The 22,351-nt window shown below is 72.1% G+C and carries 21 protein-coding genes; 8 read left to right on the top strand and 13 right to left on the bottom strand.

Translation table 11 applies throughout. The features are described from left to right. Window positions 1–6 precede the first annotated feature (6 nt). Window positions 7–594 carry a VanZ family protein gene (locus BJ971_RS28555; protein ID WP_184996267.1) on the top strand — a complete coding sequence of 196 codons (588 nt, stop codon included), beginning with the start codon at window positions 7–9 and terminating at the stop codon, window positions 592–594. On the opposite strand, the gene BJ971_RS28550 is transcribed toward BJ971_RS28555, so the two are convergent. Continuing rightward, window positions 483–1,652, bottom strand: a complete 1,170-nt coding sequence (locus tag BJ971_RS28550; RefSeq protein WP_184996266.1) for a glycosyltransferase — start codon at window positions 1,650–1,652, stop codon at window positions 483–485. The genes BJ971_RS28555 and BJ971_RS28550 overlap by 112 nt on opposite strands. 425 nt (window positions 1,653–2,077) lie before the next feature. Between BJ971_RS28550 and BJ971_RS28545 the strand changes: the two genes are divergently transcribed. The 4 genes from BJ971_RS28545 to BJ971_RS28530 are packed head-to-tail and all read left to right on the top strand — an operon-like array spanning window position 2,078 to window position 7,102. After that, on the top strand, window positions 2,078–4,063 hold the full coding sequence (locus BJ971_RS28545; protein ID WP_184996265.1) for a polysaccharide biosynthesis protein: 1,986 nt from the start codon (window positions 2,078–2,080) through the stop codon (window positions 4,061–4,063). A gap of 29 nt (window positions 4,064–4,092) precedes the next feature. Continuing rightward, window positions 4,093–5,349: a nucleotide sugar dehydrogenase gene (locus BJ971_RS28540; protein ID WP_184996264.1), complete on the top strand. Its 1,257-nt coding sequence runs from the start codon at window positions 4,093–4,095 to the stop codon at window positions 5,347–5,349. 15 nt (window positions 5,350–5,364) lie between these two features. Further along, window positions 5,365–6,021: a sugar transferase gene (locus BJ971_RS28535; RefSeq protein ID WP_239087491.1), complete on the top strand. Its 657-nt coding sequence runs from the start codon at window positions 5,365–5,367 to the stop codon at window positions 6,019–6,021. Continuing rightward, on the top strand, window positions 6,011–7,102 hold the full coding sequence (locus BJ971_RS28530; protein WP_184996263.1) for a hypothetical protein: 1,092 nt from the start codon (window positions 6,011–6,013) through the stop codon (window positions 7,100–7,102). Before BJ971_RS28535 ends, BJ971_RS28530 begins: the two co-directional genes overlap by 11 nt. Before the next feature lie 25 nt (window positions 7,103–7,127). On the opposite strand, the gene lexA is transcribed toward BJ971_RS28530, so the two are convergent. Both lexA and BJ971_RS28520 read right to left on the bottom strand, forming a co-directional pair. Continuing rightward, a complete protein-coding gene (gene lexA, locus BJ971_RS28525; RefSeq protein WP_184996262.1) occupies window positions 7,128–7,766 on the bottom strand; it encodes a transcriptional repressor LexA in 639 nt (212 codons plus the stop codon). A 30-nt stretch (window positions 7,767–7,796) separates the two neighbouring features. Further along, on the bottom strand, window positions 7,797–8,708 hold the full coding sequence (locus BJ971_RS28520) for a hypothetical protein (RefSeq protein ID WP_184996261.1): 912 nt from the start codon (window positions 8,706–8,708) through the stop codon (window positions 7,797–7,799). A 109-nt stretch (window positions 8,709–8,817) separates the two neighbouring features. Here BJ971_RS28520 and BJ971_RS28515 point away from each other — a divergent pair, with 109 nt between their 5' ends. From BJ971_RS28515 to BJ971_RS28505, 3 genes are read left to right on the top strand one after another with little or no spacing between them, the layout of a single operon-like run. After that, window positions 8,818–9,447, top strand: a complete 630-nt coding sequence (locus BJ971_RS28515; protein WP_184996260.1) for a GyrI-like domain-containing protein — start codon at window positions 8,818–8,820, stop codon at window positions 9,445–9,447. A 7-nt stretch (window positions 9,448–9,454) separates the two neighbouring features. Further along, on the top strand, window positions 9,455–9,847 hold the full coding sequence (locus tag BJ971_RS28510; protein WP_203709349.1) for a helix-turn-helix domain-containing protein: 393 nt from the start codon (window positions 9,455–9,457) through the stop codon (window positions 9,845–9,847). 48 nt (window positions 9,848–9,895) lie between these two features. Then, the gene (locus BJ971_RS28505; protein WP_184999153.1) at window positions 9,896–10,309 is read left to right on the top strand and encodes a VOC family protein; all 414 of its coding nucleotides are present in this window, start codon (window positions 9,896–9,898) and stop codon (window positions 10,307–10,309) included. On the opposite strand, the gene BJ971_RS28500 is transcribed toward BJ971_RS28505, so the two are convergent. From BJ971_RS28500 to BJ971_RS28455, 10 genes are read right to left on the bottom strand one after another with little or no spacing between them, the layout of a single operon-like run. Then, window positions 10,306–11,316, bottom strand: coding sequence for a GNAT family N-acetyltransferase (locus tag BJ971_RS28500; protein WP_184996259.1), 1,011 nt, complete (start codon window positions 11,314–11,316; stop codon window positions 10,306–10,308). The two genes, BJ971_RS28505 and BJ971_RS28500, sit on opposite strands and share 4 nt — an antisense overlap. Before the next feature lie 3 nt (window positions 11,317–11,319). Then, a complete protein-coding gene (locus tag BJ971_RS28495; RefSeq protein ID WP_184996258.1) occupies window positions 11,320–12,576 on the bottom strand; it encodes an FAD-dependent monooxygenase in 1,257 nt (418 codons plus the stop codon). A gap of 9 nt (window positions 12,577–12,585) precedes the next feature. Continuing rightward, complete coding sequence (locus BJ971_RS28490; protein WP_184996257.1) at window positions 12,586–13,617, bottom strand: GNAT family N-acetyltransferase; 1,032 nt, start codon at window positions 13,615–13,617, stop codon at window positions 12,586–12,588. 25 nt (window positions 13,618–13,642) lie between these two features. Beyond that, complete coding sequence (locus BJ971_RS28485; protein WP_184996256.1) at window positions 13,643–14,806, bottom strand: S8/S53 family peptidase; 1,164 nt, start codon at window positions 14,804–14,806, stop codon at window positions 13,643–13,645. After that, complete coding sequence (locus BJ971_RS28480; protein WP_184999152.1) at window positions 14,803–16,026, bottom strand: O-antigen ligase family protein; 1,224 nt, start codon at window positions 16,024–16,026, stop codon at window positions 14,803–14,805. The genes BJ971_RS28485 and BJ971_RS28480 overlap by 4 nt, the downstream gene beginning before the upstream one ends. A 5-nt stretch (window positions 16,027–16,031) precedes the next feature. Beyond that, window positions 16,032–17,324 (bottom strand): lipopolysaccharide biosynthesis protein, encoded by a 1,293-nt coding sequence (locus BJ971_RS28475; RefSeq protein ID WP_239087490.1) that lies wholly within the window; start codon window positions 17,322–17,324, stop codon window positions 16,032–16,034. Further along, on the bottom strand, window positions 17,317–19,137 hold the full coding sequence (locus tag BJ971_RS28470; protein WP_184996255.1) for a tyrosine-protein kinase domain-containing protein: 1,821 nt from the start codon (window positions 19,135–19,137) through the stop codon (window positions 17,317–17,319). The genes BJ971_RS28475 and BJ971_RS28470 overlap by 8 nt, the downstream gene beginning before the upstream one ends. Before the next feature lie 19 nt (window positions 19,138–19,156). Next, window positions 19,157–20,446, bottom strand: coding sequence for a glycosyltransferase family 4 protein (locus BJ971_RS28465; RefSeq protein ID WP_239087489.1), 1,290 nt, complete (start codon window positions 20,444–20,446; stop codon window positions 19,157–19,159). Next, entirely contained in the window at window positions 20,443–21,573 is a 1,131-nt protein-coding gene (locus tag BJ971_RS28460) for a DegT/DnrJ/EryC1/StrS family aminotransferase (protein WP_184996254.1), read from the bottom strand. Before BJ971_RS28460 ends, BJ971_RS28465 begins: the two co-directional genes overlap by 4 nt. Then, on the bottom strand, window positions 21,566–22,333 hold the full coding sequence (locus BJ971_RS28455; RefSeq protein WP_184996253.1) for a polysaccharide deacetylase family protein: 768 nt from the start codon (window positions 22,331–22,333) through the stop codon (window positions 21,566–21,568). Before BJ971_RS28455 ends, BJ971_RS28460 begins: the two co-directional genes overlap by 8 nt. Window positions 22,334–22,351 lie beyond the last annotated feature (18 nt).

Below are 22,351 nucleotides of genomic sequence, written 5' to 3'. Positions count from 1 at the left end.
GCCCGGATGCCACCTGAACAGCTCACCGTGCCGGCCCTGCCGATCCTGATTCCGCTGGGGACCGTCCTCATGGTCGTGTCCTGGGTCGTGCTGCGCCGCCGGGGGCTGCTGACGACCGGGCGGTTCGTCGCGGCGTCGGCCTCGGGCTGGTACCTGGTCGCCGTGCTCGGCGCGACGATGCTGCCGCTGCGGCTGGCCTGGGGCGAGAACGCCGGCGAGCCCGAGCTCTACCGGATCATCCTGGTCCCGCTGACCACCATGCGGGTGGACGACTTCCTGTTGAACATCGTCATGACCCTCCCGCTGGCCGCGGTGCTCCGCCTGGTGTTCGGCGTCCGGGACAAGGGCCGGGTCGTGCTGGTGGGCTTCCTGCTCAGCGCGGGCATCGAGGTCACGCAGGCGATCCTGTGCCTCACCCTGCACGGTGACCGGTGGGCGGACGTCAACGACCTGATCTCGAACACGCTGGGCGCGCTGCTCGGCTACATCGCCCTGCGCCGCCTCCTGCGCTTCGCGTCGTTCGGGCGGGTGATGGAGGACTGTTCCCTGGTGCCCCGCCGCGTCGGTGAGCGGCCGTCGGCCATCCGTTCGTAGAGCAGGCCGACCGAGGCGGCCAGCTCGGCGGCGTCGTAGCGTTCGCCCGCCGTGCGTACGGGCAGCCGGGCGCCGTCGCGCTCCTGGAGACTGAGCAGCTCGGTGCGGAGCTTGCGCGGCAACGACTCCCGGTCGTGCGGGGAGAGCCGCTCGGTGCCCGAGACGGCGGACCGCGCCGCGGCGAGCTGCTCCAGCGGCGGGCAGGTCGCGTACAGCGCGGGCAGGCCGCTGGCCAGCGCCTCGAGCACCACCAGCCCGAACGTGTCCTCGTCAGACGGTGACGCGAAGACGTCCATCGCGCAGAGCATCTCCCGCGCGTGGCCGACCGCGCCGGCGAAGGTCACCCGGTCGGCGACGCCCTCGATGACGGCCAGCCGCTCCAGCGCGGGCCGGGCCGAGCCGTCGCCGACCAGCAGCAGGTCCGCGCCCGGCACCTCGCCGACGGCCCGGATCAGGCGGTCGAACCGCTTGCCCGGCTCCAGCCGGCCCAGGCCGCCGATAACCCGCGCGTCCGGGGCGATGCCCAGGCGCTCGCGGGCCGCGGCGCGCAGCGCCGGGTCGTAGCCGAACTCGGTCGCGTCGATCGCCTTGGGGATGACGGTTATCCGCTCGTCCGGCACGCCGAGGGCGCGCAGCCGGTCCGCGATCTGCTCGGACGCCGCGATGGTGAGCAGGCCGAGCCGGTCGCCGATCAGGTACAGCGCCCGGGCGCCGCCGGCGCCGCCCAGGTGGTACTCGGTGGCGACCACGTGCCGCACCCCGGCCAGCCGGGCCGCGAGCAGGCCCTGCACGCAGGCGCGGTAGAGGTGGGTGTGCACCACGTCGAAGTGGCCGAGCCGGATCAGGCGGCTCAGCCTGATCACCGCGGACAGGTCGCGGTCGCGGGTGGTGAGCACCTCATGCACGGTCGTGCCGTCGGCGCGCATGGCGGCGGCGACGGCGCCCGGCCGGGACAGCGTGACGACCTCGCAGTCGTACGGCAGCCGGCGCACCAGCAGCCGGAGCTGATGCTCGGCGCCGCCCTCGGCCAGCGTCGTGATGATGTGCAGAACCCTCATGGCCAGGCCCCGGCCCGCGTGCGGAACTTTTTCATTTTGTCTCCTGTTTGACATCCGCGATAAAGACGCTGCCAGAGCGCAGGTGCCCAATGACAGTTACAAATGTCATGTTGAACATGAAGCCTTCTCACTGGCTGTGGGGCGCCCGATTATTGACCGAACGGACGTCGCCCTTGGGTCGGAAAGTGCTTGTCGGGGAGGCGATCGAGCACGTGGGACGGCCGTTGGTACTGAACATGAATCCGCCTCATGTAGGGCATGACAATTACTACTGTGACCGATACGCCACGGCTGGCACGCTCTATTCGTAGGCGCTGATAGCGACGTACTGCGAGCGGCTTGCAATGCATTTCTGGATCTCGATTATGCATTGCGCGACGCTCGATTTTCCTTGTCGACACCAACGTTCGTACGGGGAGGAATTCATGCGGGTACGGCGACCGACGCCGACCGACGTCACGGACGTCCCAGCCGGTTTCAGGACACCGCCGTGGCTGCTCGCGGCGCTGCCCGTCCGGGCAGCCCGGGCCGCCGCCGACGCGATGGCGCTGGCCGTGGCGCTGCTGATCGCCACCCTGCTGCGCCACGACGGTGACTTCGCCGCGGTCGACGCCACCGGGTTGCTGATACTGGCCTCGCTGGCCGCGATCGTGCACACCGCCGTCGGCCTCCAGTTCGGGCTGTACACCGGCCGGTGGTCCTACGGCTGCTTCGAGGAGATCGCCGCGCTGGCCAAGACCGCGGCGTTCACCACCCCGTTGGTGTTCATCCTGGACACCCTCGTCGGCCGGCTCGTGCCGCGCTCGGCCATCATCGCGGCGGGCCTGATCGCCCTGGTCCTGGCGGCCGGCGTGCGCTACGCCGCCCGGCTGCTGCACGACCACCGCCTGCGGCCCTCGCCGGAGCACGGCACCCGGGTCGTGGTGATGGGCGCGGGCGAGGGCTCGGCCCAGGTCATCCGCGCCATGCTGCGCAGCCCGTTCAGCCCGTACGTCCCGGTCGCGCTGCTCGACGACGATCCCGCCAAGCGCACCCTGCGGCTGATGGGCGTACCGGTGTCCGGAAACCGGAACGCCATGGCCGAGGTCGTCCGGCGGTTCCGCGCCGACACGGTGCTCATCGCGATCCCCAGCGCGAGCGCCGACCTGGTCCGGGAGCTGACCGAGTTGGCCCAGCCGCTCAACGTCGACCTGAAGGTCGTGCCGCCGGTCGTCGAACTGTTCGGCCGTACCGTCAGCGTGGAGGACATCCGTCCCATCAGCCACGCCGACCTGCTCGGCCGGCGTGAGGTCGGCATCGACCTGGCCGCAGTGGCCGGCTATCTCGAGGGGCGCCGGGTGCTGGTCACCGGCGCCGGCGGCTCGATCGGCTCCGAGCTGTGCCGCCAGGTCGCCCGCTTCAAGCCGGCCCGCCTCGTCATGCTGGACCGCGACGAGTCCGGGCTGCACGCCGTGCAGCTGTCGCTGGACGGCCGGGCGCTGCTCGACGATCGCAACCTGGTCGTCGCCGACATCCGCGACCAGCAGCGCCTCGACGAGGTGTTCGCCGAGCACCGGCCGCAGGTGGTGTTCCACGCGGCGGCCCTCAAGCACCTGCCGCTGCTGGAGATGCACCCGTCCGAGGCGCTCAAGACCAACATCATCGGCACGTACCAGATCCTCCAGACCGCGCTGCGGCACGGCGTCGACCGGCTGGTGAACATCTCGACCGACAAGGCCGCCGACCCGACGAGCGTGCTCGGTTACTCCAAGCGGATCACCGAGCGGCTCACCGCGGCCGCCGACGAGTCCGCGCCCGGCACCTATTGCAGCGTCCGGTTCGGCAACGTGCTCGGCAGCCGCGGCTCCGTGCTCACCGCGTTCACGGCACAGGTCGAGTCGGGCGGGCCGATCACCGTCACCGACCCCGACGTGTCCCGCTTCTTCATGACCGTGCAGGAGGCCGTTCGCCTGGTCATCCAGGCCGGCGCCCTGGACAGCAGCGGCGAGGTGCTGGTCCTGGACATGGGCGAGCCGGTACGCATCGCCGACGTCGCCCGCCGCCTCGCCGACGCGTCCGACCGGCACATCCAGATCGTCTACACCGGACTGCGCCCGGGGGAGAAGCTCCAGGAGATCCTGCTCGGCCCGGACGAGCCCGACCACCGGCCGAACCACCCGCTGATCTCGCAGGCCCCGGTGCCGCCGCTGGACGGCGCCGTGCTGTCGCTGCTCGACCCGACGGTGCCGCGCACGGACCTCATCGCCGTCCTGCGCTGGCTCGCCGAGAGCCCGGCGCTGTCGGCCGCCCGCGAGGCGACCCCGCCGGCCGTGGTGTCGCGGGCCGGCCGCAACCGGAGCAACGGGCGCAACCGGACGACGCCGCCGCAGCGCCAGCCCGAATTCACCGTACGGCCGGGGCGGCAGCCGTGAGCGCCCGGGCACAGGAGGGGAGCAGGCCCATGCGGGTCGTCATCGCCGGTCAGGGATACGTGGGGCTACCGCTCGCCGTCCGCGCCGCACAGGTCGGCCACACGGTCGTCGGCTTCGACGTAGACGACGAGCGGATCAAGCGGCTCGCCGCCGGCGAGTCCTACGTGGATGACGTCTCCTCGGCCGAGCTGCAGGAGATCCTCGACAGCGGCGCGTTCCAGCCGTCGTCGGATCCGCGCTCGCTGGCGGGCTTCGACGTCGCCGTCATCGCGGTACCCACGCCGCTGCGCGAGGGCACGCCGGACCTCGCGTACATAGAGGACTCCGCGCGAACCCTGTCCCGCTACCTGCGGCCCGGCGCGACGGTCGCGCTCGAGTCGACCACCTACCCCGGCACCACCACCGAGCTGGTCGCGCCGCTGCTGGAGGAGGGCTCCGGCCTGGTCGCCGGCACGGACTTCTTCCTCGGCTACAGCCCCGAGCGCATCGACCCGGGCAACCGGCAGTGGAACCTCGTCACCACCCCGAAGGTCGTCTCCGGCGTCAACGAGGCCTCCCTGGAGCGGGTGCGTGCCTTCTACGGCTCGGTCGTCGAGCAGACCGTTCCGGTCTCCGACTGCAAGGTCGCGGAGCTGGCGAAGCTGCTCGAGAACACGTTCCGGCACGTCAACATCGCTCTGGTCAACGAGCTGGCGGTGTTCGCGAACGACCTCGGCATCGACGTCTGGGAGGCGATCGAGGCGGCCTCGTCGAAGCCTTTCGGGTACATGCGTTTCGTGCCCGGCCCGGGCGTCGGCGGCCACTGCCTGCCGATCGACCCGTCGTACCTGTCCTGGCGGGTGCAGCGGACCCTCGGGCAGAGCTTCCGCTTCGTCGAGCTCGCCAACGACATCAACAACCACATGCCGGACTACGTCGTGCGGCGCCTGGTCGGTGCGCTCAACCGGCACCGCAAGGCGGTGAACGGCTCGACAGTGCTGCTGCTCGGGCTGGCGTACAAGAAGAACACCGGCGACGCCCGTGAGTCGCCGGCGCGGCGGGTCGCCTCGCTGCTGCTGGACATGGGCGCCGAGGTCCGCGCCGCCGACCCGCACGTGGTCGAGGACGCGCACGTCGACCAGCGGGTCGTGCGGGTCGCGCTCACCGAGGAGCAGATCGCCGCGGCCGACGCCGTGGTGCTGCTCGCCGACCACGACGCGTTCGACCTGGACCTGGTCGTGCGCCACGCCCGCTACGTGCTGGACACCCGGCACCGCCTGACCGGACCCACCATCGAGTCGCTCTAAGCCGAAGGAGTCGCCGTGGAACCCGTACGCCTGCTCTGGGACTGCCTGAACCGCCTGGCCGCCGCCCTCGCGCTGGTGCTGTTGTCGCCGGTGATAGTCGCGGTCGCGGCCTGGATCAGGATCGCGGACGGCAAGGGAGTCCTGTTCGTGCAGGACCGGGCCGGCCGCGACGGCGTGCCGTTCCGGATGCTGAAGTTCCGCTCGATGGTGCACGACTCCGTCGCGCTCAGCGCCACGCTCGGCATCAGCGACCCGTTCGGGCTGGTGGAGAACGACCCGCGGATCACCCGCTGCGGCCGGTTCCTGCGCCGCACCAGCCTCGACGAGCTGCCCCAGCTGATCAACGTGGTACGCGGGCAGATGGCGCTTGTCGGTCCCCGGCCGGACGTGCTGCCGCAGGCCGCCAACTACTCCGCCGAGGACCGGCGGCGCCTGGAGGTCAAGCCGGGTATCACCGGGTGGGCACAGGTCAACGGCCGCGACGACATCGACTGGCCGCAGCGCTTCGCGCTGGACCGCTGGTACGTGGACCATTGGTCGCCGGCGCTGGACCTGCGGATCATCTGGCGCACGGTGGCCACCCTGCGGCGCGACGAGGCGCCCGTGCACGTCGACGAGCTGAACATCCGCCGGGCGCAGGAAGTGGACGTGGACGTGCGCCGTGCCGCCTGAGCGGCCCCGCGAGGTCGGATCGGAATTCCACTGGGACCCCGCCGCCCTGCTCGGCGCCGATCAGGGCGGCGGCCTGCCTCGATGGCTGCCGAGCCGGCACGCGCTGTTCGCCACCGGCTGCGGCGCGCTGATCGCCGCGCTGCACCAGCTGCCGCCCGGCGGCCGGCTGCACATGCCGTCCTACTTCTGCATGGGCGTCGCCGAGGCGCTCTCCGCGGAGGCACCGATCGGCTGGTACCGGCACCTGCCGGACGAGCGGGGCCCCAGCTTCGAGACGCTGCTCGCCGAGCCCGGCGACGTGGTGCTCGCCCAGAACCTGTTCGGGCGCGACGTCCGCGACCCCTGGGACGCGTGGCGGGACAGGCACCCCGGCGTCGACGTCGTGGAGGACCACTCGCACGACCCCTTCAGCGCCTGGGCGCGCGAGAGCACCGCGGCGTACGCCGTCGCCTCGCTGCGCAAGACGCTGCCGCTGCCCGACGGCGGCCTGCTGTGGTCGCCCGCCGGCCTCGACCTGCCCCGGCCGCGCGGCGAGGAGAGCCCCGGCGCCCAGCTCAAGCTCGCCGCGATGCTGCTGAAGTCGGCCTGGCTCGACGGCCGTCCGATCGGCAAGGACGGCTTCCGCGCGCTGCAACAGCAGGGCGAGTACGCCCTGCTCGGCAGCGCCGGCCCGGCCAACGCCGTCACCGTGGCCACGCTGCCGCTGCTGGACGTGGCGGGCCTGCGCGCGACAAGCACCGGCAACGTCCGCGCGCTGCTCGACGTCCTGCCCGAGCGCTGCCCCGCCTGGTCGGTCCTGACCGGCGGCCCGGCCGACGCGGCGCCGTTCCGGGTGCAGCTGCTGTGCCCCTCCGAGGAGACCCGCGACGCCCTGCGCGACCACCTCGCCGGGCACGGCATCTTCGCGCCCGTCCACTGGCACCAGGACCGGGCCGGACTGTGGAGCGGCGACGAGGAGGCGGCCGACCTGGCACAGCGGATGCTGACCGTGCCGGTCGACCACCGCTGCGACTCCGACGACATCCGCCGGATCGCCGACGTCCTCGCCGCCTTCGCCCCGGCCTCGGCACCCGCACGCTGAGCCGCGAACACGACAGCCCGTGCCCTCAGACGCGGCGCAGGACCGAGACGACCTTGCCCAGGATGACCGCACGGTCGCCGTCGATGGGTTCGTAGGCCGGGTTGCGCGGTTCGAGCAGGACGTGCCCGGCGCGGCGGCGGTAGACCTTGACGGTGGCCTCCTCGTCGATCATCGCGGCCACGATGTCGCCGTTGTACGCCTCGGGCTGCCGCCGGACCACCACGATGTCCCCGTCGCAGATCGCCGCGTCGGTCATCGAGTCGCCCCGGACCCGGAGGCTGAACAGGTCGCCGCGGCCGACCAGGCCGCGCGGCAGCGTGAGGATCTCCTCGGGCGCCTCCTCGGCCAGGATGGGGCTCCCGGCGGCGATGACGCCGACCAGGGGAATGCCGACGGTGTCCGGGTCGCCCTCGTCGCGGGTGGCGGCCGGCAGGAACATGCGGATGTCGACCGGACGGGTCGCGGTGCGGCCGCGGCGGAGAAAGCCGAGCTCCTCCAGGTTGCGCAGGTGCCGGCTGACCGACGAGCTCGACAGCCCCGCCGCGTCACCGATCTCACGCGTGGACGGCGAGTGGCCGTGGTTGACCGCCCACTTCTGGATGACCGCCAGGATCTGCCGCTGCCGAGGAGCCAGCCTGGACGTGTCGAGGTCCAAATCCGGCATCACCCCTGAATACTGCCCCATCCGTACGCCTCAGGCGTTGAGCCACGCCGTGCTGAACGGTTCCCGGCGGGCGCGCAGGTCAGCGTAGGTGGCCACGATCAGCGGGGTCAGCACGACGCCGCAGATCAGCGAGCCCATCCCGTCGAGGACCGAGCCCGTCACCGAGGCCGCGATGACGCCGCCGGTGCCCGTGAACGCCGTCCCGTCGAGGAGGAGGCTCAGCGCGACGCTGCCGACGATGAAGGGCAGCGAGATGGCCAGGCCCAGGCCGGCGATCGTGGCGATCCGGGCGACGGCGGCGCCGAGGTCGTTGTGGAAGAGGCTGAAACAACGGGAGACGGCGTTGCCCCGCTCGAACAGCACCACGACCGGCAGCACGACGAAGACCGCACCGACGTAGAAGACCGGCAGAATGCAGGCGAGCACGGCGGCGAACGTGATCAGGCCGGTCAGCAGCGACCAGCCGATCAGCGCCGGCACCCGGGGCAGGACCGCCCGCACCGCCTGCCCGACGCGCATGTCCGCGCCGGTCGCGATGCTGACCGTGACCCGCACCGCGACCAGCGTGCCGATCAGATAGATCAGCAGCTCGAGGCAGGTGGCCAGCATCAGGAGCCCGTTGGCGGCGAGGAGCGGGACGGGCAGACCGTCCGGCTCCGAGAGGTCCCGGGAGCTCAGGTCGACGAACAACTGGGCGGGGACCAGCAGGACCAGGCCCGCAACGGCGGTGAGCACCTGCACCAGGGCCAGCGTGCGCCAGCCCCGCCGGACGACGGCGAAGCCGCGCCGCCACCAGCCCGCGAAGTCGGCGGAGGCCAGCGGATCGGCCGGGTCGAACCGCGGGTCGAGATACGGCATCGCCGATCCGGGATAGGCGGGCATGCCCGCCGGCCAATAGGCCTGAGGCGGGCCGGGTTCGTTCTCGGGCGGGGGGTACGACATGCCGGTCACTCCGAGCGGATCTTGGTCAGGGTCGGGAAATATAAGCACAGAACCGGGAGATTCGGTGCCCGGTGCGTCGTCGGTCACGCACCTGAGAGGCTGGGACGCGATGACGGACAAGACCGATTTCAAGACGACGCTCGACGCATACCGGGCGCGCCGGGGCCAGGTGCGGACGGTGACCGTGCCCGACCTGCGGTACCTGATGATCGACGGCCGCGGCGACCCCAACACCTCGCCGGTCTTCGCCGAGGCGGTGCGGGCGCTCTACCCGGTGGCGTACAAGCTGAAGTTCGCCAGCAAGCGTGACCTCGGGCGCGACTACGTCGTGCCGCCGCTGGAGGGCCTGTGGTGGGCCGAGGACATGGACTCCTTCACCTCGGCTCGGGACAAGTCGCGGTGGGACTGGACGCTGATGCTCATGGTCCCGGACTGGATCGACGGGGCCGCCTTCGCCGCCGCCGTCGAGCAGGCCGGCGCGAAGGGCCGGCCGCCGCGCCTCGACGACGTGCGCCTGGAGACCCTGTCCGAGGGGCTGTGCGTGCAGACCCTGCACGTCGGCTCGTTCGACGACGAGGCGGAGGTGCTCGCGCGGCTGCACCACGAGGTCATCCCCGGGCAGGGGCTGCGCATGACCGGCAAGCACCACGAGATCTATCTCAGCGACTTCCGCAAGGTCGCGCCCGAGCGGCAGCGCACCATCCTCAGACAGCCGGTCCGCGCCGCCGACGTGGTGTGATGGCGTCGTGGGCAGCGCCGTCGAGGACACCAACCGCCGCATGCTGCGGGCCCGGGACGCGATGGACCGCGCGTACGCGCAACCGCTGGACGTCGCGGCCCTGGCCCGGATCGCCCACGTCTCGTCGGCGCACTTCACCCGCACCTTCCGGGCCACGTTCGGCGAGACGCCGCACCGCTACCTCCAGCGCCGCCGGGTCGAGCGGGCGATGTTCCTGCTGAGGGAGACCGACACCAGCATCACCGATATCTGCTTCCAGGTCGGCTTCGGCAGCCCGGGCACCTTCAGCCGCACGTTCCGCGAGATCGTCGGCCGCTCGCCGCGGGCGTACCGCCGGCAGAAAGGGACCACGGGCCTGCCGACCTGCTACACGATGGCCTGGACCCGGCCGAGCGGCTGAGCAGTTTCGGATAAGTTTTCGGCCGGCACGCTGGGTAGCGTGACGAGCATGTTCACCGCGATCACACACTCACAGATCTACGTCCTCGACCAGGACGAGGCCCTCGACTTCTACGTCGGCAAGCTCGGCCTGGAGGTCAACGCCGACGTCGAGTTCGGCTTCATGCGCTGGCTGACCGTCAACGTCCCCGGCCATCCCGACCGCCAGATCCTGCTGGCGAAGCCCGGCGGCCCGCAGATGTCCGAGGACACCGCGCGGCAGGTCCGCGAGCTGCTGACCAAGGGCGCGGCGGGCGGCATGCTGATCCTCACCACGGACGACTGCCGCAAGACCTACGAGACGCTGCTCGGCCTCGGCGTCGAGTTCACCGACGAGCCCACCGAGCGCGAGTACGGGATCGACTGCGGCATGCGCGACCCGTTCGGCAACCACATCCGCTTCACCCAGCTCAAACAGGGCTAACGGTACGGAGGGAAACGGCCCGCCAGCGCCTCCGGTGTCGGCGGGCCGGCCAGCTTCTCGAAGGCGTCCGGATCCGCGACCACCCGCCAGGTGTGGAACGCCTGCCGGCCCGCGGCGAACGCCGCCTTGTAGGCGAACAGGGAGTCGGAAGCACCGCCGAGGCCGCCGCCCAGGTGGTAGATCGAGTTGCCGCGGTCCCGGCCCCAGCGGCGGACCTCGTCGTAGAGCAGCTTGTCCGCGTACTGGACGCCGCCGTCCCGGGTCGCCTGCAGGTGGGTGTGCATGAATCCGTCGTACTCGAAGAACAGGTTGCCGCCGAGCAGGTCGCCGTCGGCGGAGAGCGCCGCCGCCAGGTGCATCCGCTCGCCGAGGGCCGCGCGCAGCCGGTGGAAGTGCTCGGCGGTGAAGAAGTAGAAGTCCGCCGCGCCGACCCGGCGCATGGTGGCGTGGTAGGTGCCGATCCACGCGTCGTAGCGGTCCCAGTCGTCGAAGACGACCGAGACACCGGCCCGCCGGGCCTTGTTGATCTGATTGCGGTGGGTGCGGTGGGTCTGGTGCCACATCTGCTCCGGCGTCAGGGAGAGGTCGACGGAGACCGTCTCGCCGTGCTGGACGACCGTGCCGGCCTCGGCGAGGGCCGCGGCCGGGGCTCGCAGCAGCGGGTGCAGCCGGACGAAGGCGGTGATCACGCCGAGCGCGCGCAGCGACTCGGTCATCGCCGCCGCGGCGCGCGACCAGAACGCCGGGTCGGCGGTGTCGGCGACCGGGCCGGGATATCCGTAAGGGGAGATCGCGTCGCGCAGGTCGGTGTCCGGCACGGGGCGCAGGACCAGGGGGAGCAGCAGGACCTGGCCCGCCTCGTCGTATCGGTAGGCGGCCGGAGCCCCTCCGGAGAGTCCGGCGTCGATGCGCACGTACTCCGGGAGGTGGTACACGTCGTGCCTGATCCGGCTCAGCGCGTCGGTCCACGCGGCGTCGTCGGGCTCGAGCAGGGCGGCTCCGGCCATTCGTCACCCCTTCGCGGGTCTGGGTCTCACCCCGTAACGCTGCGGCGGGCGACCGGCCTGCGTGGTGCGCGAAGCGCCCGGCCTCCGTCGGGCTCGGCTCCACCGGCGAGCGCTGAGCGTCCAGCGCAACAGGGTGCGGGGGATCGCACTCTGGGTCGCGACGTGCAGCAGGTATCTCCACATCGGATATTCGCCCCGCCGGTCGGACAGCGCATAGGAGAACTGCTTGGCCGGCAGGTCCACATAGTCTGTCACTCGTTCGAACCATTCACTACTGGCCTTTGCGGCACGTTGCAGCGGCGCGAGTGCCGCCTTCCGGCGGTGTTCGTAGCGTTCCAGCGCGACGGCGAGTTCGTCCTCTGAGGACACCGCGTCGGCCAGCGCCATCGCGTCCTGAATCGCCAGCTTGGTACCCGAGCCGATGGCGAAGTGCGTGGTGTGCGCGGCATCGCCCATCAGCACGACGTTGCCGTGGTCCCAGCGCTGATTGGTGAGCCGGCGGAAGTTCAGCCAGCCGGTGCCGCCGACCTCGGCGCGGTGGTCGATGAGCGGCTGCCCGCCGAGGTGTGCCGCGAAGATCTCCTGGAGGCGGGCGGCGCCCGCCCGGGCGTCGAGGTTGTCGAAGCCCAGCGCCGTCCAGGTCTCCGGTGCGCACTCCACGATGAAGGTGCTGGTCTCGGCGTTGAACGGGTACGCGTGATACCAGATCCAGCCGGCCTCGGTCCGCTCGAAGCCGAAGGTGAACGTCTTGAAGACGTGCGGCGTGCCGAGCCAGATGTACTTGTTGCGGCCGACCTCGATGTCGGTGCCGAAGTGCTCGGCGTACCGCTCGCGGATCCGGCTGCCGGCGCCGTCGCAGGCCACCACCAGGTCGGCGTCCGGCAGGTCGGACTCGTCGGTCAGCTCGTCGAGGTGGCGTACCTCGACGCCGAGCTCGGTCGCCCGCTGGGTGAGGATGTCGAGCAGCACCTTGCGGCCGAGGCTGAAGCCGTAGCCGGCGAGGTGGGTCACCGCCTTGCCGGTGGCGCGCACCCGGTACTCGTCCCACTGACAGGAGGCGTCCCAGATCCGGCGCGCGCTGACCGGGTCGTAGCGGAACAGGTCGTCGAGCAGGTCGTCCCAGAAGACCACGCCCCAGCCCCACGTGACGCCGGCCGGGTTGCGTTCCAGCACGGTCACCTCGTGCGCGGGGTCGGCCAGCTTCGCCAGTACCGCGAAGTACAGGCCGGCGGGCCCGCCGCCGACACAGTTGATCCGCATGCCGAACTCCTAACGGTAGGACGGGAAGGTGGCGGACAGGTCGGCCGGATCGGCCTCCGGCGCCCGCTGCCGGACCAACTGCCGGTACGCGGGCTCGTCGGTCACCACGCGCCAGGTGTGGAACGCGTGCCGGCTCGGCGAGAAGCCCGCCTTGTACGAGAACAGCGAGTCGTTGCACCCGCCCTTGCCGCCGCCGAGGTGGAAGACGGTGTCACCGCGGCTCTTGCACCAGCGCCGGACCTCGTCGTACAGCAGCTCGTCGGCGTAGCGGCGGGGAGCGCGCCGGGTGGACGAGACGTAGCCGGTGGCGATGCCGTCGTGCTCGAAGAACGTGTTGCCGCCGACCACCTCGTCGCCCTCGAGGGCGACGGCGAGATGCATGCGGTCGCCGACCGCGTCGTGCATCGCCGCGAGGTGCTCGCGGGTGAAGAAGTAGTAGGAGGTCGCGCCGACCCGGCGCATGTTGTCGTGGTAGACCTCGACCCACTCGCCGAGGCGGTCCCAGTCGTCGAACACGATCCGGGTGCCGTCGCGGCGGGCCCGGTTGATGTGGTTGCGGTGGTCGCTGCGGGTCTGCTTCCACATCTCGTCGAGGCTGACGGTCAGGTCCATCGACACCGTCTCGCCGTGCCGGACCAGCGCGCCGAAGCGGCCGAGCGTCTCCAGCGGCGCTCGCAGCAGCGGGTGCATCCGCACGAAGACCGACACGATCCCGTCGGCCCGCAGGGTCTCGATCATCGCGGCGCAGGCCCGCTCCCAGAACCCGGTGTCGGCGGGGGCGTCGCTGACCGGACCCGGATACCCGTACGGCGAGAGCGCGTCCCGCAGGTCCGAGTCGGGTATGTCGCGCACGATCAGCGGCATCAGCAGCCGCCGGCCGTCCTCCTCGTACCAGAAGGCGATCGGCCTGCCGCCGTACAGTCGCGCGTCGAGCACGACGTATTCGCTCTCGTGGTACATGTCGTGGTCGGCCCGTTGCAGGGCTTCCTTCCACTCCCGTGCGGCCGGTTCCAGCAGCGCGGCGCGCGGCGATGCGGTCATTCTGTTGCCTTTCCTCCAGCCCGGACTACGACCCCAGTACCCGGGCGTTGAACGCCATGTTTGCGGCGAACTGGTCGTTGACCACCCGGTGGTCCTCGAGCCGCCGTTGCACGGCCGGGTCGAAGCGACCCAGCTTCACGAAGCCGTCGGAGAACCAGCCGTTGTCGGCGCCGGTGCCGTCCACGAACTCGCGGTAGGTCGTCGCGCCCGGCCAGATCACCTTGGTCAGCAGCGCCGAGAACGCCGCCATGTCCGCGCCGGTCCAGAACCGGCCGCGGTCGCGGGCCTCGACGATGTACGCCATGACGCCGTTGCCGTGACTGACGTCCTGCCCGGGCCGCCGGGCCGATCCCCAGACGTCGCTCCAGAAGTACGCGGTGGCCTCCACCGGGTTGCGCCGTAGCTGGGGCCGCAGGCCCGAGCGGGTGCCGGGCACGTGCTGGTCGACGTTGGCGACGACCTGGTCGTACCGCGCCCGGCGTGCCGGGTCCGCGGTGATCTGCGACAGGTTCAGCGCGATCAGCGCCCAGTGCGAGGCCATGTGTGTCCGCTCGCGGTAGATGTTCGGGCCGGCGCCGCGGGAGTACCACTTGTCGAAGATGTGCTCCTCGGCGAAGCGCAGCAGCCGGTCGTGACGTTCGAGGTAACCCGGGTCGCCGTACACCTCCGGCACCTCGCGCATGGCGACAAGCAGCGCGGTCGCGTACCGCCAGAAGTAGCTCTCGTAGAGCGGGATCTCGTCGCCGCCCTGCCCGGAGGCCGACGACGCCCAGCCGAGGTAGTCGTCCTTGAACTGGCTGCCGCGCAGCGAGGAGGAGACCACGGCGGACGCGGCGACGTTCTCGACGTACTCCAGCGCGCGGTCGAGGTAGCGGAGCGCGCCGGTGGCCCGGAACATCGCGACGCACGAGTCGAGCGAGTACGACAGGTCGTAGTGGCTCCAGCTGTCCGTCGACCGGCTCATCGGCAGGCTGGTCCGGTACTGGTAGTCCCAGCTCTGCTCGAACACGCCGGTCCAGTGCGCGACGTTCCGGATCTTGACCGAGCCGGGCGCCGCGGTCGGCTCGGCCGGCAGCGGGTTCATGATCGGCGTCACCGTGGTGTCCGGCGACGCGCTGGCCGCGGTCAGGGAGACGAGGCCGAGCAGCAGCACGCTGCGGCGGCAGATCCGGTTGCGGTCGCAGGTCATGGCGCCACCGGCTCTCGTACGCGCTCCGGCAGGCCGGCCGCCGCCGCGGCCGGGGTGACCGCCGCGCCGGCGGCCAGGGCGGCGAACATCCACGCGAGGCGCGAGTCGTAGTAGTCGCCGGAGAACAGGCTGCTCAGGGCCACGAAGACCGCCGAGGACGCGGCGAGGGTGGTCAGCCGCGGGTGCGTGCCGCCGCGGATCGTCCGCGCCCACAGCACGATGGCGGCGGTGAGCAGCCCGATCCCGGCCAGGCCGCCCTCGGCGGCGACCGCGAGCACGTAGTTGTGCGGGTACTCCACGGCCTGGTTGACGCCGATGGTGCCGTAGAAGCCGTCCAGCCCGGTGCCGATCAGCGGATGCTCGACGGCGAGGCGCCACGCGGCCGCCCAGATGTCGGTGCGGTCCGACGTGTACTGCTCCTCGACCGTCTGCTCGACGAAGCGTTCCTGGAACAGGTCGGTGAACGCGGGCGGCGCGAACGCCCAGATCACGGCGATCGTCGCCACCGTGACCGCGCCCGCCGCGACGACGAATCCGGTGTGCACGCGGCGCCGGATCCGCCAGAGCCCGGCGGCGCCGACCGCGAGGCCGGCCAGCAGGCCGGCGCGGGAGCCGGACAGCACGGCCGCCAGCAGGAACAGCGGGATGACCAGCAGCGGCAGTATGCGCCGGGTGAACAGGTAGAGCGCGATCGCGCTGATCACGCCGAGGATCTCGATGCGCACGAAGACGTTCGGGCCGCCGCCGAACGCGGAGTAGCGGCCCTGCTCGCCGGGCCCGTTGATGAACAGCGCGGCGAGCGCGAAGACGACCGCCGCGACGAAGAACAGCAGGAACGTGGTGCGGGCGACCGCCACCGGGTCGCCGACCGTGTAGAAGTAGTAGGCCAGGGTCAGCACGGACATCAGGACCAGGTCGAGCGTCTGCGGGCCGACCCGGGACGCGTGCGGCGCCCACAGCCCGGAGGCGATCTGGAAGAGGAAGAAGAGCATCGTCGCCACCAGCCAGCCCTCGGGGCGGGGCGCGGTGAGCCCGTGCGGGCGGCGGGCCGCGTCGACCGCGAGCACCACCAGGGCGACGATCAGGCCGATCACCCGCAGGTCCACCCAGGCCAGGTCGACGAACCCGGCGCGGTCCAGGGTGAACCGGCCGCCGATCGCCACCAGGATCAGCACCAGGCCGGGCGCCAGGAAGACCCGGGGCGTGCGCAGCCAGCCCATGGCGTTCACGGCGTCACCGCCCGGTCCCGCACCACCCGGCTGCTCACCAGGGCGAATGCCAGGCAGGCGCCGTAGCCGAGCAGCGAGCCGTACGCCGCGCCGAGGATGCCCTGCCGCGGGATCAGCAGCAGGTACGCCGCGAAGCTCACCGCGAAGCCGGTGACCTCCGCGGCGGAGACCAGCGCGCTGTGCCCCTTCGCGATGAGCAGGCCCAGGCTGATCCGCGACACCGCGTAGAGGCCGGCCGCGGCGACCAGGGGCAGCACGACGACCTTGGCCGGCGCGTACTCGTGGCCGAACACCGGCACGATGAGCAGGTACAGGCCGCAGGCCACCAGCGGGGCGACGACCAGGGAGTAGACCGCGGCGGTGGCCAGGATGGGCCGGGCGTTCAGCCCGCCCCCGCGGTGGGTCGCCCGCCATTTTCCGAGGCGGGCGTCCGCGTACGCGCGCAGCGGCCAGGCCAGCAGCTCGGTCATCGTGGCCACGCTGGCGTACAGGCCGAGGGCGGAGGTGGAGGCGAGGGCCGGCAGCGCCAGCCGGTCCGCCCGCAGCATCGCCATGTTCGACAGCGCGGCGGGGAAGAGGGCGAGGCCCTCCTGGCGTACCGCGCGGTTGCGGCCGGGCGGGATCTCCGTCGCGCCGCCGGCCGGCTGCCGCAGCCAGATGACCAGGAAGACGGTGGTGGGCACGGCGCCGGCGAACAGGTAGGCGAGGATCCAGACGGTGGGGTGCGAGACGTCCGCGACGAAGAGCGTGACAAGCAGCGCGAGCAGCAGCAGCGACTCCAGGACGCGGGCGTAGAGGAACTCGGCCATCCGGCCCGCGGCGATGGCCACCGCGCGGGTCGCCAGGATCGCCGTCTCGACGAGCCCGTAGGTGACGAGCAGGGCGACGACGGCCGGACCGGGGTTGAGCCGGTGCGGCGCCACCGAGGTGTACACGACGGCCGCGGCGACGCCGAGCACGCAGGGCACCAGCAGCAGCCGGGCGAACGCCCGGACGGCGACCGCTGGCGCGGCGTCGTGGTAGTTCGCGACGAAGCTGCGCTCGGTGCCGAGCAGCAGCATCTGGGTGGTGAGGTAGACCACCTGGAGCATCAGGGCGACCTCGCCGCGGCCGGAGGTGCTCAGGGCGCGGACCATCAGTATGTTGGCGGCCAGTGCGACGCCGCCGGTCAGCACCTGCGACGCGAGCAGTTGCAGGTACGGCTCGCGCACCTGGGCGCGGGCCCAGCCGGCCGGGTCGCGGCGGCGGCCTACCGCCGCCGCGGTGCGCTCGGCCTGGAGCTCACTCACCGGGCTGCTGCTTGTCGTCGTCGGTGCCGCGCTGGGTGGGCAGCTTCGGCTGCTCCGCCCGGTCGCCGGCGGCCGGCACTTCGTTGACGACGACCTTGGCCTGCCCCCGCGCGGCGCTGCCGGCGCCGGCTTCCTCCGGTGCGGGCTTGGGCTTGGGTTCAGGCTCAGGTGCCGGCACCGATGCGGATGCCGATGCCGATGCCGGAGCCGGTGTCGGCGGCGGCACTGATGCCGATCCCGATGCCGGTGTCGGCGCTGGTGCCGGAGTCGGTGTCGGCGCGGCCTCCAGGGCCGGCTCCGGGGCCGGTTCGGGGACGGGCTTGGTCCTCTTCGTCTCCTCGCCGGGAGTGCCTATCGTGGCCTTGACCACCTGGGCGCGGCCGCGCACCGGCCCGCCGTACGCGGGGAAGATGACGGTCTCGTCGGTGGCGACGCCCTCGGCGGGCTCGCCGTCGTCGCCGAGGAGGCGGGACAGCAGCTCCGGATCGTGCGGCTGCGGCAGCGTCTCCTCGCGGTGCCAGGTGCCGCCGGTCGGCAGCTTGCGCGGCAGCGCGTTGAGCACGGCGCCGGCGAGCCGGGCACCCACCCGTTGCAGCAGGTCGGCAGAGCGCTCGACGTCGGCCGTACGGGTGCGGTTGGCGCGCACCACGAGCAGGGCGCTGTCGGTCACCTTGCCCAGCACGGCGGTGTCGGCGACGCCGTGCAGCGGCGGCGCGTCGACGAGCACGATGTCGAAGCGTTCGGTGAGGCTGCGCAGGGTGGCGCCCAGGGTCGGTGAGGCCAGGATCTCGCCCGGGTCCGGCGCCGGGTCGCCCGAGGGCAGCACGGTCAGCCGGCCGTCCAGCGAGTCCTGCAGCACGTCGGGCACCCGGGCCACGCCGGTCAGCACGTCCGCCAGCCCGCGGCTGGTGTCCAGCGACAGGTACCGGCCGAGGCCGGGGTTGCGCAGGTTGGCGTCGACGAGCACCACCCGGGCGCCGGTCTCGGCCATCGCGATGGCCAGGCCGCAGGCGACGGCGGTGGTGCCCTCCTTCGCGTGCGGGCCGGTGAGCAGCAGGGACGTGCCGCGCGCGCCGGGGCGCTTGAAGGCGGAGACGTCCGGGAGGAGGCTGCGCAGCCGCCGGAAGGCCTCGGCCAGCGCCTCGTCCGGTGAGCCGTCGCGGCGGGACCGGCCGCCGATCGAGATGACGCCGACCGTGCCAAGGCCGAGGCGGCGCAGGTCGTCCTCGTCGTTGACGGTCTTGCGGGTCGCCTCGCGCACCGCGACCGCGGCGGCGCCGAGCAGCAGCCCGAGCACCGCCGAGAAGCCGATGTTGCGGGTCAGGTTGCCGGGCTGGCGGACGGTGACCGGGTTCTGCGCGATCGAGACCGACGGCCGCGGGCCGTCGCCGGCGGAGTTCGGCGGATCCAGCTGCCGGGCCAGGCCGATCAGTACGGCGGTCGCGGTGGTGACGATCTGCTCGCTGCGCTCGGCCGACGAGTCGGTCGCGGAGACGACAAGCAGATCGGTGCCCTCCTGCACCTGCGCGGAGAGGCTCTTCTGCACCTGCGTGGCGCTCAGCTCCGGTCCCAGGTCCTTGACCACGCTCTCGGCCACCCGGGGCCCGGTGAGCAGCGCGATGTAGGAGTTGAGCCGGCTGGCCTTGGCGTCCGGGTCGCCGGCGCCGGTGGTGACGAACAGGATCATGGAAGACCGGTACGCCGGCTTCCCGGTGAGCGTCAGGCCGGCGGCGATGCCCGTGGCGAGCAGCACCGGCACCACGATCCACACCCACCGGCGCCGGCAGGCCCGTACGTACTCCCGCAGTTCCACGTCTGCCCTCTCCCGATCATCACGACTGCTCGGACAGGGCCGCCCGGGCCGCGGCCCGACCCCGTCGCCCGGTGGCCGCCGCACGGTTGAGCACGGCCTCGAAGCGTTCGAAGAGCAGGTCGCGGGAGAACTGCTCCACCGCGAGCCGGTGCGCGGCCTCGCGCGCCCGCTTGAGCCACAGCTCGTCCCGGAGATGCCCGGAGAGCAGTTCCGCCGCCGCGTCGGTGTCGTAAGGGTCGAGGACCAGCCCCGCGCCGGACTCGCGCAGCAGATCGCTCTGCCAGCCGCCGTAGTTGATGGCGATGGGCCGGGAGGCGGCGAGCGCGTCGAAGAACTTGTTCGCCGAGTTCTCCCAGAGAGCGCGGATGGGACGCACGAAGCTCGTCGACATGGTGGCCGCGCCGAGGATGACCGGCAGGTCGGACTTGGGCACCTTCTCCCACATGTGCACGGTGCTGTCGAGCAGGCCGTGCCCGGCGGCGAGCTGCCGGGTGTCCTCCCACTCCTTGCCGTGGCCCACGATCAGGACCTGGACGTCCGGATCGAGGTCACGCAGCCGCAGGGCGGCCCGGACCAGGTAGTCGACGCCGTTCACGGCGCCGAGGGCGCCGGTGTAGACGATCAGGGGCCGGTCGCCGAGCCAGCGGTGCTCGTCGCGGAAGCGCAGTACGGCCTCGGGCTGCACCTCGAACAGGTCCAGGTCGGCGGCGTTGGGGATCACGGTGGTGCGGGTGCCCGGGCGGCGGGCGGTGACGCCGGCGGCCATGCCCGGTGAGAGGGCGACGACCTCGGCGGCGCTGCGGTAGGCGAGGTTCGCCAGTGCGCCGGCGAGCCCGCGCAGCACCGGGTTGCGCAGCGCGCCCATCTCGATGGGCACCTCGGGCCAGAGGTCGCGGACCTCGAAGACGAACGGCACCCGGCGTACCTTCGCGGCGATGACGCCGGGCACGGCCACGGTGAGCGGGGTGCTGGTGGCGAAGACCAGGTCGGCCTTGAGCGAGGCGGCCTTCGCCGCCGCGAGGGCCATGAACTCGGCGAAGGCGCGCAGCCGCCGGGCGAACGACATGTTGTTCGAGTACGGCACGGAGAACCAGTGCACCTGTACCCCGTCGTCGTCGGTCTGCCGCCAGCCCAGCGCCCGCTTGCCGGGCGTGATGTCGGTCGTGATGACGTGCACGGTGTGCCCGCGGGCGACGAGTCGGCGCGCCTGCTCGTAGGACCTGATGCCGCCGGTCATCCCCGGGTTGCAGTAGTACTGATGTATGTAGACGATGCGCATCCCGCCGTCACCCTCCTGCTCGACCGTCACCGGATCACCGCGTGAACGGCGTCCACGACGCGCTGCCGGTCGTCGTCGGTGAGCGCGGAACCGCTCGGCAGGCACAGGCCGCGGCGGAACAGGTCGGCGCTGACCTCGCCGCCGCGCATCACGCAGTCGCGGAACACCGGTTGCAGGTGCATCGGCTTCCAGGTGGGGCGCGCCTCGATGTTGAGCGTGGCGAGGTGCTCGAGGATGCGGTCACGGTCGGCGCCGAACTCGTCGGCGTCGACGAGCAGGCAGGTGAGCCACCAGTTGGGCGTGCCGTACTCCGCGACCGGCATGAACGTCAGGCCGGGCAGGTCGCCGAGGGCGGCGCGGTAGTAGCGGGCCGTCTCACCGCGGGCGGCGACCAGGTCGGGCAGCCGCCCCACCTGGCCGCGGCCGACCGCGGCGAGCAGGTTGCTCAGCCGGTAGTTGTAGCCGACCGAGCGGTGCTCGTAGTGCGGCACCGGCTCACGGGCCTGGGTGGCGAGGTGCCGGGTCTGCGTCGCGACCCGGCCGTCGTCGGTGACCAGCATGCCGCCGCCGCCCGTGGTGACGATCTTGTTGCCGTTGAAGGAGAGCACCCCGGCCAGGCCGAACGACCCCGCGGGGCGGCCCCGGTACGACGCGCCGAGCGCCTCCGCCGCGTCCTCGATCAGCGCGACTCCGTAGCGGTCGCAGGCGTCCAGCAGGGGCTCGTAGTCGGCGCACTGGCCGTACATGTCGACGGTGACGACCGCCCGGGGTAGCTGGCCGCGGGCGGCCCGGTCGCGCAGCTCCTCCGCCACCAGGCCGGGGTCGACGTTCCAGCTCTCCGCCGTGCTGTCGAGGAAGACCGGCCGGGCGCCGAGGTACATCACCGCGTTCGCGGTCGCGGCGAAGGTGAACGAGGGCACCAGCACGGTGTCGCCGCGGCGCACGCCCGCGGCCACCAGCGCCAGGTGCAGCGCCGCGGTGCCGCTGCTGAGCGCCACCGCGTGCCGGACGCCGACCAGGTCGGCGACCTGGGCCTCGAACGCGTCGAGGTCCGGGCCGACGGGTGCCACCCAGTTCGAGTCGAACGCCTCGAGCAGCAGCTTGCGCTCGACGCCGCTGACGTCCGGCGGGGACAGGTAGATCCGGGCGTCAGTCATGGACCCGCGTCCTGACGGCCCAGATCGGCCATGCCGGGTGCAGGCCCTGGCGCTGGATGTACATCGGGGAATCGCCCGGCCGCATCGGGGACCGCAGCGTGGTGGCGAAGCTTCGATAACCGGCCTCCTGTACGGCGCGCAGCTCGCGGTCGCCGAAGTCGACACCGCTGCCGTACGGTGCGGCGAAGTCGAGCACCGGCACGCCGAGCTCGTCCTCGATGGCGTGCTTGGAGTCGCGGATCTCCCGGAGCGCGGCGGCGTCGTCCTGGTCGGCAAGGCGCTGGTGCGTGACCGTGTGCGAGCCGAACTGGTATCCCTGCGCGAGCAGGTCGCGGCAGTCCTGCCAGGTGAGGTTGCCGGCCTGGCCGACGAGCCCGGTGGTCAGGAAGAAGGTGGCCGGCACGCCGAGCTCGTGCAGGATCGGCGCGGCGACGTCGCGCCAGGTGGCGTGGCAGTCGTCGAAGGACAGGCAGAACATCGGCCCGGCCAGCTCGCGCCGGCCGGCCAGGACGTCCAGCGCCTCGTCCCAGGAGACCAGCGGTCCGCGCCGCTGGAAGGTGCGCAGGTGCCGGCGGAGGTCGTCGGCGTAGTCCGGCGGCACGTCGTGGTAGAAGGGGAAATAGAGCCCGGCGGTGGTCGGCAGGCGACGGAACATGCCGGCCGGCGCCAGCATCCGGCCCTGCGCCCGTGGTCGCGCCCGGAGCCGGCTGCGCAGCCCCAACTCGTTCAGGCGGCGCTTGATCCGGGTCTGCGACTCCACCCTCGCCCACCCCTCCCC

This window comes from Amorphoplanes digitatis, from assembly GCF_014205335.1.
Classification (GTDB): Bacteria; Actinomycetota; Actinomycetes; order Mycobacteriales; family Micromonosporaceae; genus Actinoplanes; species Actinoplanes digitatus.
Note: the sequence above shows the minus strand (reverse complement) of the source record. Positions and strands in the feature narration are given on the sequence as shown.

What these genes read in the sequence shown, in the direction of transcription:
- BJ971_RS28555 (WP_184996267.1), top strand. Translation starts at nt 7, where the DNA reads ATGCCACCTGAACAGCTCACCGTGCCGGCCCTGCCGATCCTGATTCCG.
- BJ971_RS28550 (WP_184996266.1), bottom strand. Translation starts at nt 1,652, where the DNA reads ATGAGGGTTCTGCACATCATCACGACGCTGGCCGAGGGCGGCGCCGAG.
- BJ971_RS28545 (WP_184996265.1), top strand. Translation starts at nt 2,078, where the DNA reads ATGCGGGTACGGCGACCGACGCCGACCGACGTCACGGACGTCCCAGCC.
- BJ971_RS28540 (WP_184996264.1), top strand. Translation starts at nt 4,093, where the DNA reads ATGCGGGTCGTCATCGCCGGTCAGGGATACGTGGGGCTACCGCTCGCC.
- lexA (WP_184996262.1), bottom strand. Translation starts at nt 7,766, where the DNA reads ATGCCGGATTTGGACCTCGACACGTCCAGGCTGGCTCCTCGGCAGCGG.
- BJ971_RS28520 (WP_184996261.1), bottom strand. Translation starts at nt 8,708, where the DNA reads ATGTCGTACCCCCCGCCCGAGAACGAACCCGGCCCGCCTCAGGCCTAT.
- BJ971_RS28515 (WP_184996260.1), top strand. Translation starts at nt 8,818, where the DNA reads ATGACGGACAAGACCGATTTCAAGACGACGCTCGACGCATACCGGGCG.
- BJ971_RS28505 (WP_184999153.1), top strand. Translation starts at nt 9,896, where the DNA reads ATGTTCACCGCGATCACACACTCACAGATCTACGTCCTCGACCAGGAC.
- BJ971_RS28500 (WP_184996259.1), bottom strand. Translation starts at nt 11,316, where the DNA reads ATGGCCGGAGCCGCCCTGCTCGAGCCCGACGACGCCGCGTGGACCGAC.
- BJ971_RS28495 (WP_184996258.1), bottom strand. Translation starts at nt 12,576, where the DNA reads ATGCGGATCAACTGTGTCGGCGGCGGGCCCGCCGGCCTGTACTTCGCG.
- BJ971_RS28490 (WP_184996257.1), bottom strand. Translation starts at nt 13,617, where the DNA reads ATGACCGCATCGCCGCGCGCCGCGCTGCTGGAACCGGCCGCACGGGAG.
- BJ971_RS28485 (WP_184996256.1), bottom strand. Translation starts at nt 14,806, where the DNA reads ATGACCTGCGACCGCAACCGGATCTGCCGCCGCAGCGTGCTGCTGCTC.
- BJ971_RS28480 (WP_184999152.1), bottom strand. Translation starts at nt 16,026, where the DNA reads ATGGGCTGGCTGCGCACGCCCCGGGTCTTCCTGGCGCCCGGCCTGGTG.
- BJ971_RS28460 (WP_184996254.1), bottom strand. Translation starts at nt 21,573, where the DNA reads ATGACTGACGCCCGGATCTACCTGTCCCCGCCGGACGTCAGCGGCGTC.